At 54.2% G+C, this 8212-nt stretch carries 3 protein-coding genes; 1 reads left to right on the top strand and 2 read right to left on the bottom strand.

The annotated features are described in order from the left end of the window. Nucleotides 1–246: 246 nt before the first annotated feature. Together CKO36_RS12565 and CKO36_RS12560 are read right to left on the bottom strand one after the other, a co-directional pair. Nucleotides 247–1209: a hypothetical protein gene (locus tag CKO36_RS12565; protein WP_200284403.1), complete on the bottom strand. Its 963-nt coding sequence runs from the start codon at nucleotides 1207–1209 to the stop codon at nucleotides 247–249. A gap of 1716 nt (nucleotides 1210–2925) precedes the next feature. Then, on the bottom strand, nucleotides 2926–4188 hold the full coding sequence (locus CKO36_RS12560; protein WP_200284402.1) for a DUF4427 domain-containing protein: 1263 nt from the start codon (nucleotides 4186–4188) through the stop codon (nucleotides 2926–2928). Nucleotides 4189–4640: 452 nt separating this feature from the next. Between CKO36_RS12560 and mfd the strand changes: the two genes are divergently transcribed. Continuing rightward, complete coding sequence (gene mfd / locus CKO36_RS12555; protein WP_242469581.1) at nucleotides 4641–8192, top strand: transcription-repair coupling factor; 3552 nt, start codon at nucleotides 4641–4643, stop codon at nucleotides 8190–8192. Nucleotides 8193–8212: the final 20 nt, after the last annotated feature.

Here is an 8212-nt window from a genome sequence, read left to right as displayed (position 1 = left end):
TCGAACCACGCCAGCTCAAACGACGTGCCAAGAAATACCCTTTGATGACAAAGCCCAGGGAGCAAGCGCGGGCAGACGTACGCATGAATGGGCATCCAAAAAAATCCAAACCTCTCGCTCAGTTAGCAGCCTAAGTGTATGACTTTAAGTCGAAAATCCTTAAGTTAGTGCCATTCCATCCAGACCCCTTTTAATTCTTTAGGCGATTAATGTAGTACGCCCCCGTTTTTCTCTTATTTAAATATTTCAATTGAAGTACTTATTGTGCTTATTGTGCTTATTGTATCGAGATTTTTTAGTTTTGTGCGTTTTGATATGATTGGCCATTGTAAATCGAGACACTTTCAAATCATCCTTAACTCTATGAGTTTCATCATCAATATTATACCATTTGAATAACTCACCTGAAATTTTTAGCAATTTAGTAGCGAGAGCAAAAGCCAAAAATACATATCCCATTAACTTATATTCGGGACTAAGCTTTACTGAATTGCTTTTTTTTAGACTTTCCAACTGATTTTCTAATTTATCCAATTCCATAAAATCGAAACACCAAACAGGCGGCTCAGAAGCAATGCAAGCTGTGAACAAGCCGTATTTTTTCTGATCTTGCTCATCCATGGCGGCTTGATTTTTTGCGTTATTTATTCTGTTCTCAAGCTCAACAATCTCTATTCCACGAATATCACTGACATGGGTTACTACCGACAGCATACCTCCAACAGCAATGGCAACATATACATATTCTAGTTTTTTATAAAAATTTGCAGGGATAGTTTTTTTATGTTTGTATGCTGCTTTGTGTGTTAGCAGAGTGATTAGCAGAAAGTATATAAATAAAGAAGTGACATTAAAAATCCCGAATAATGCAAGAATTACACAAAAAAATGTTCCAATAAACACAAATTTAACCGAGATACACGCATTATATTGATCACCAATTGACGTTGAAACAATTTTAGACAATAATAATGGAAGCGCCAACAAAGCAGGCACTCCAAAAAATATACTCAAATACCATACAGGAAATGATTCTTCATAATAGGCATCAAAAGTATGAGGTAATTGGTCGGCAACAGGAACAAACACAATTAAACTAATAACAACAACAAGAAAAAATGCTGTTGCAGCCCAAGTAACAACAACAAGAAAAAATGCTGTTATAGCCCAAGCGGGCAAGTATCCGGAATATTTTAATATATTAACCATATTTTGCTACAGTTTATCTATTCTTGATATTTAATGAATGATCATACGTATAAGAATCACTCTAAATATAGCAATCGATACCTTTAATGAAGTCTGACACTATTGATTGTGTTCATTTTTGACGCATAACGCTTAAGCTGTGCGGCGCAAACGAAGCGTAGCGAAGTTTGCGTCCGAACGAGCGTCTTGTGGTACGCCCGGCATGGGCATGAACTGATGGGGTGCGAGTCCCCTGTAGGAGGATCACCGTCTGGTTTCTGATCAGGCGAAAACGACTAGCGAAGGGCAAGGGCCGAGCCGCGAGGCGAGGTCTGAAGGAAGCCTGGAGCAAATCTGCGAGCCTACGAACAGAAACGTCATAGAAGGCTGAGCCCGGGGGCGAGCTAGCCACAGATAGCGAAGCCCGGTGATCCGACGTGGGTACGGTAAATGGCGAGGTTGTGCAGAGAAAGTTCATGTCCTTATCCGGGGAGATCTGTCCCGCGTGCGGTTTGTGCGCCTAGGGGAGTCGAACTGAGGCCCAGTCCGAAAGGGCTGGAATCGCCATCGAACCCTACGGGTGCTGTGGTCGCCACGGGAGTCGGACTGAGGGCCAGTGCGAAAGTGCTGGAGTACCCACCGAACCCTACCGTGACTCGGGCAGCGCGTCGGGCGGCAACGCCTGGCGTGATGGGACAGAAGTCAGCCGACGGCATAGTAGCCAAACGCCCACCGTAATGGGTGGGACAGGGTGAAGGCCTGAACCTTCGGCAACGAGTGAGCCACGTGTGTCTCACTGATTCTTACCGCACCCGACCGGGTGAAAGGATCGTGGCGATGCATCGTGTAACCAGCGTTGAAAGCGGCCATTAACGGTTGTCTTTTCCAATTCGGAGGAAGCGCCCCGTGCGGACCCGCATGCGGGGTGCTGTGGGAGCCGGGGGAGAAAAACTCCCGGCGACCCGATTACGCCCGGCATGGGCATGAACTGATGGGGTGGAAGTCCCCTGTGGGAGTACCTGAGATGTCCGCGCAGCGGACGGAAACAACCACTAGCCGACGGCAAGGGCAGCCCCGTGAGGGTCTGTCTGGAGGAAGCCCGAGCGCAAAGGTGCGAGCCGACGAACAGAAATCGCATAGAAGGCTCAGTCCCTGGGCGAGTCAGCACAAGGTGACGAAGCCCGCCAGGTGCAGGGGATAGGGTAAATGCGGCGGTTGTGTACCGAAAGTTCATGTTCTTATCCGGGGAGATCTGTCTCGCATGCGGTCCGTGTGCCTACGGGAGTCGAACTGAGGCCCAGTCCGAAAGGGCTGGAATCGCCATCGAACCCTAAGGGGGCTGTGGTTGCCACGGGAGCCGGACTGAGGGCCAGTGCGAAAGCGCTAGAATGGCCACCGGACCCTACCGCGACTCGGGCAGCGCGTCGGGCGGCAACGCCCGGCGTGACGGGGCAGAAGTCAGCAGACGGCATAGTAGCCAAAGGCCCACCGTAATGGGTGGGACAGGGTGAAGGCCTGAACCTTCGGCAACGAGTGAGCCACGCGGTTCTCACTGAGCGCATCGCACCCGAGCGGGTGAAGCGCTCTTGGCGGACCCTGTTGTAGCCAGCGTTGGAGGCGGTCATTTCGATCGTACTTTCACATCCGGAGGAAGCGCCCCGTGCGGACCCGCATGCGGGGTGCTGTGGGAGCTGGGGGAGAGAAACCCCCGGCCACCCGATTAGGCGAATTTTCCACCTAATGCTCCCAACTAACGTTGTAGTGCATATGATTATCTAAATGATCGCTATTATAAAATGGGACATCATTTGGATTTTCGGAGTTAAGAACAGAAAAATACCCGCATTCAACGCCATATTTTTCATGAATACATTGTGCAAGCTTTTCCGTCATTTCTTCCCGTTCTCGTAAGCCTCTAGAGTCTGAGAATTCATAAAGGTGGACCAGATATTTTCCAGAATCCGATACGGTAACTCTAGAATGTGAAATTAGTGCTCTTGTGAATATGTTTGTGTTATCTAGAAGCCACAACCAACAACCACCAAATTCACCAGCTTTTGGCATAGGGGCATTCTTTTCTATCGTTTCTACCATGCCTGTGAATTCTTTTGCTATATCATCTAAATCTTTTTTCTTATGCGAGAAAAACGGTTTTAGGTCAATTAGTGATTTAGAAATAGCGCTTGAAGTATCTGCCGGACTAACCAAATCATTACTTGATGGCAACTCATCAGAAGCAAGGATAAATTGAAAGGTATCTTTATCAATAATCCCTTTATCTACGAGCATTAGAATATCATGCGCAATCCAATTTGCTTGGTTACGACTATTAACGACCACCCCAATGCCTTTGATTTCCTCTAAATAAAAATCAAATCCAGGAATATCCATTGCATCATCAACCATCCCAAATTCTTCTAGAGCGTTTTCCACGCTGCTAAAGTCACCCCTATAAGGCCATCTCCACTCTCTTTCATGGCTCCAGTCTATGGGCTTTGATGATGCAGGATTGTAGGTTACGTATCTGTATTGCTCTGGCTCTGCAAGTATAGATAGGTCGATAATTCTTGGCCCACCATCCTTTCCAGCTGGTGGCCAGTACCCTCTGTTACTAAGGCCGTAAATTACAGGATTTGCGCCAGCTGTAAATACTTGTTTTTTTGGGAAGATGAGCGCAAAAGAACTCATTGCTTCTCCTCGCCTATGCCTTTTTTCCCCTGTCTCTAAAAATGCTGCTATAGGCATTTCGGTAAAACATACGGCAGGATCTGGACCATAAATCGTTCTCACGTTGTTACGAAAAGACCATGTGGCCCATAACCTTCCGGATCTAATAGCACACCTAAGCATAAATAAAGCAGACCAATTAACATCCTCAGCTATGTTTCCCCATCCCATGTGTTCAACATACAAAATGGAATTATTACCTTCCAAATCTATATCTCGAAAAAAGTGAATCAACCAATCAGATAAATCGAAACGTATTGAATTGTTGTTCATAACCAATCCGTGTATTTTATTGAACGCCTAACCAGCGATTGTATGGTTTCTGGATAACATTAGCACGCAACGGATAAACCTGCAAGATTTCTGGATAACCTACCAGCTGCGGGATAACATGCTGATATCGTTTATTATCCATCAGCAAGGTGGCGAATGCTGCAAATTCCTGCAACGCTTACAGCAAGGTTCGATGAGAAGCTAACGACAGCGGGGGTTAGTGCGAATCATCGACCGCAGTTTCACCGATGGCTGCGGTTTTTTCTGGAGTTCTGCGGGAAGTACCGGTTTGAGCCAAAGACTGAGCCCAGTCTGAAAGCCTTTGATTACAAACTGCGTCGAAAGGGCAGAAGCCTTGTCATGGCTGATGACGCATACGTCGCGTCCGGATGCAGCCCGGGCCGGGCTGTGCGAAAATGTCTGGCTTCCGATCCGAGCTTCCGCCATCGCCCATGCCTGCCGCCATCACCGAGTCCGTACACCACACTGGGGCTGCCAGTCACCAGAACAGCGCTCAGCTGTCTCCGCTTCATCCGCCTTTGCCGGCCACGCCCTCGGAGCGGTTGCTATGGGGGCAGCTCTATGGTGCGGCGCCGGCGCTGGCCATCGCCGCTGCTGCCCGCCAGGCGCCTGGCCCGCTGTTGGTGGTGGTGCCGGATATGACCGCTGCCAATCGGTTGCACGCCGAACTGCCGTTCTTTCTCGGCACTCAGGACGAGCCAGGCGCCCAGGGCGCGGATCTGCCAGTGTGGCGCTTCCCGGACTGGGAAACCCTGCCCTATGATCTGTTCTCACCGCTGCCGGAGCTGGTTTCCGAGCGGCTGCTGACCCTCTATCGGCTGCCACAGCTCCAGCGCGGTGTGCTGCTGGTGCCAGTCGGCACCCTGATGCAGCGCCTGCCACCACGCACCTATATTGAAAGCCAAGCCCTGGTGCTGGCGGTCGGCGATCGCCTGGATCTGGATCAGACCCGACAGCGCCTGACCGATGCCGGTTATCAGTGTGTGTCCCAGGTCATCGCCCATGGCGAGTTCGCGGTGCGCGGTGCCCTGCTCGACATCTTCCCGATGGGCCAAACCGAGCCACTGCGCATTGATCTGTTCGACGATGAGATCGAATCCATTCGCACCTTCGACCCCGATAGCCAGCGCTCCATCGCCAAGCTCGACTCAGTGCGCATGCTGCCGGCGCGGGAGTTTCCTTTCACAGAGGAGGCGATCAGCGCCTTTCGCCAGCGCTACCGTGCCAGCATCGACAGCGATCCGAGCGTCAGCCTGATTTATCGCGAGATCTCCGAGGGGCGACTGCCGGGCGGTATCGAATATTACCTGCCGCTGTTCTTCGACCACACCGCCACCCTGTTCGACTATCTGCCGGAGCACAGTTTGGTCTTTGAGAACGCAGAGGTGCGCGAGGGTGCCGCGACTCTGCTCGACACCATCGTGTCGCGCTACGAGCAGCGCCGCCACAATCTCGAACGCCCGCTGCTGCCCCCGCGCCAGCTGTATCTGGATGCCGAGGAATTGGCCAGTCAACTCAATGCCCGCCCTGGCGTCTGCTGGCAAACCCCGGAGGTGGCGCAACGCCGCAAGGGCTATGCGCGAGTCATCAACTTCGCCACCGCCGGACTGCCGTCGCTGGCGGTGCAAGCACGCGCGGCAGAACCGGCCAGCGCGCTCAAGGCGTTTCTAAGCGAACCGGGACGCCGGGTGCTGTTCGTCGCCGAGAGCAGCGGGCGGCGCGAGCTGTTGCGCGATCACCTGCACGGCTTTGGCATGCAGCCGACAGCGGTGCCCGACTGGGCGGCCTTTCTCGCCGGCGCGATGCCCAGCGCCATCACGGTCGCGCCGCTCGAACAGCCGCTGCTGCTGCAAGACGGCCAACTGGCGCTCATCACCGAGACGCAACTGTTCGGCGAGCGGGTGCGCCAGGAGCGCCGCCGGCGCAAGTCCGGCCCGGATGGCGATGCGGTGGTACGCAATCTCACCGAGCTGCACGCCGGGGCCCCGGTGGTGCATGAGGATCATGGTGTCGGACGCTTTCTCGGCTTGCAAACCTTGGCCATCGGCGGCCATCCAGCCGAGTTTCTGGCACTCGAATACGCCGGCGGCGATAAGCTCTATGTCCCAGTCAGCTCGCTGCATTTGATCGCGCGCTACACCGGCAGCGCCCCGGAGAACGCGCCCCTGCATAAGCTCGGTAGCGATCACTGGGATCGGGTCAAACGCAAGGCAGCACGCAAGGCCCACGATGTCGCCGCTGAACTGCTTGACATCTACGCCCGCCGCGCCGCCCGTCAGGGGCACGCCTTTGGCGATCCCAGCGCTGAGTATCAGAACTTTGCCGCCGCCTTTGAGTTCGAGGAAACCCCGGATCAGGAGCGCGCCATTGAGTCCATCCTGGCTGACATGGCCGACCCCAAGCCGATGGATCGGGTGGTGTGTGGCGATGTGGGCTTCGGCAAGACCGAGGTGGCCATGCGCGCGGCCTTCGTGGCGGTGAATGGTGGGCGTCAGGTCGCGGTGTTGGTGCCCACCACCCTGCTCGCTCAGCAGCATTATCAGAATTTTGCCGACCGCTTTGCCGACTGGCCGATTCGTGTCGAGAGCCTGTCGCGCTTTCGCAGCGCTAAGGAGGTGAAGAAGGTCACCGAGGGTCTGGCGGCTGGCACCATCGATATCGTGGTTGGCACCCATAAACTGTTGCAGCCGTCAGTCAAGTTCAAGCAGCTCGGCTTGGCCATTATTGATGAGGAACATCGCTTTGGTGTGCGCCACAAGGAGCAGCTGAAAAGCCTGCGCGCTGAGGTGGATATCCTTACCCTGACCGCCACCCCCATCCCGCGCACCTTGAATATGTCCATGGCCGGCATGCGCGATCTGTCCATCATCGCCACCCCGCCGGTGGAGCGCCATCCGATCAAGACCTTCATCTCGGCCTGGAACGACAGCCTGATCCAGGAGGCCTGTCAGCGCGAAATCAATCGCGGCGGGCAGATCTATTTTCTGCACAATGAGGTCGAGACCATCGAGAACATGGCGCAGAAAATCGAAGCCCTGGTGCCGGATGCGCGGGTGCAGGTCGCGCATGGGCAGATGCGCGAAAAGGAGTTGGAGCGGGTGATGCGCGATTTCTACCACCGCCGCTTCAACCTGCTGATATGCACCACCATCATCGAATCCGGCATTGATGTACCCAGCGCCAACACCATTCTGATCAACCGCGCTGACAAGCTCGGCCTGGCACAGCTGCACCAGCTGCGCGGGCGTGTTGGGCGCTCGCATCATCGCGCCTATGCCTATCTGATCACCCCGCCGGCCAAGACCATGACCGCCGACGCCAAAAAGCGCCTGGAGGCAATTGAGTCCCTGGAAGACCTCGGGGCTGGCTTCACCCTGGCCACCCATGATCTGGAAATCCGCGGCGCCGGCGAACTGCTCGGCGAGGAGCAATCCGGACAGATTCACGAGGTCGGCTTTACGCTTTATATGGACTTGCTCGAACGCGCGGTGCAGGCGCTCAAGGCCGGACGTACCCCGGAGCTGGATCGCCCACTCGATCATGGCGCCGAGATCGATCTTGGCCTCCCGGCCCTGCTGCCGGACGACTATCTGCCCGACATCCACACGCGACTCGTTACCTATAAACGCATCGCCAATGCCTCCACCAGTGATGAACTCAAAGAGCTGAAAGTGGAGATGATTGATCGCTTCGGCCTGCTGCCGGAGCCGGCGCAGCATCTGTTCACCATCACCGAACTCAAGCTCAAGGTGCAGCCCTATGGCATCCGCAAGATTGAAGCCGGCCCCAAGGGCGGGCGCATGCTGTTTGGCGAAGCGCCCAAGATCGATCACCTGCGCCTGGTGCAGCTAATCCAAAGCCAACCGAAGGAATTTAAGCTCGATCAGGCCGCTGGCGCGCTGCGCTTCACCCTGGACATGAGCGACCCAACCAAACGCGCCCAGCATATCGACCGCTTGGTGGCACGTTTGACCGGGTCATGATCGTGCCGCGATTGATCGGT

The sequence above is a fragment of the Rhabdochromatium marinum genome (assembly GCF_016583795.1).
GTDB lineage: Bacteria > Pseudomonadota > Gammaproteobacteria > Chromatiales > Chromatiaceae > Rhabdochromatium > Rhabdochromatium marinum.
Note: the sequence above shows the minus strand (reverse complement) of the source record. Positions and strands in the feature narration are given on the sequence as shown.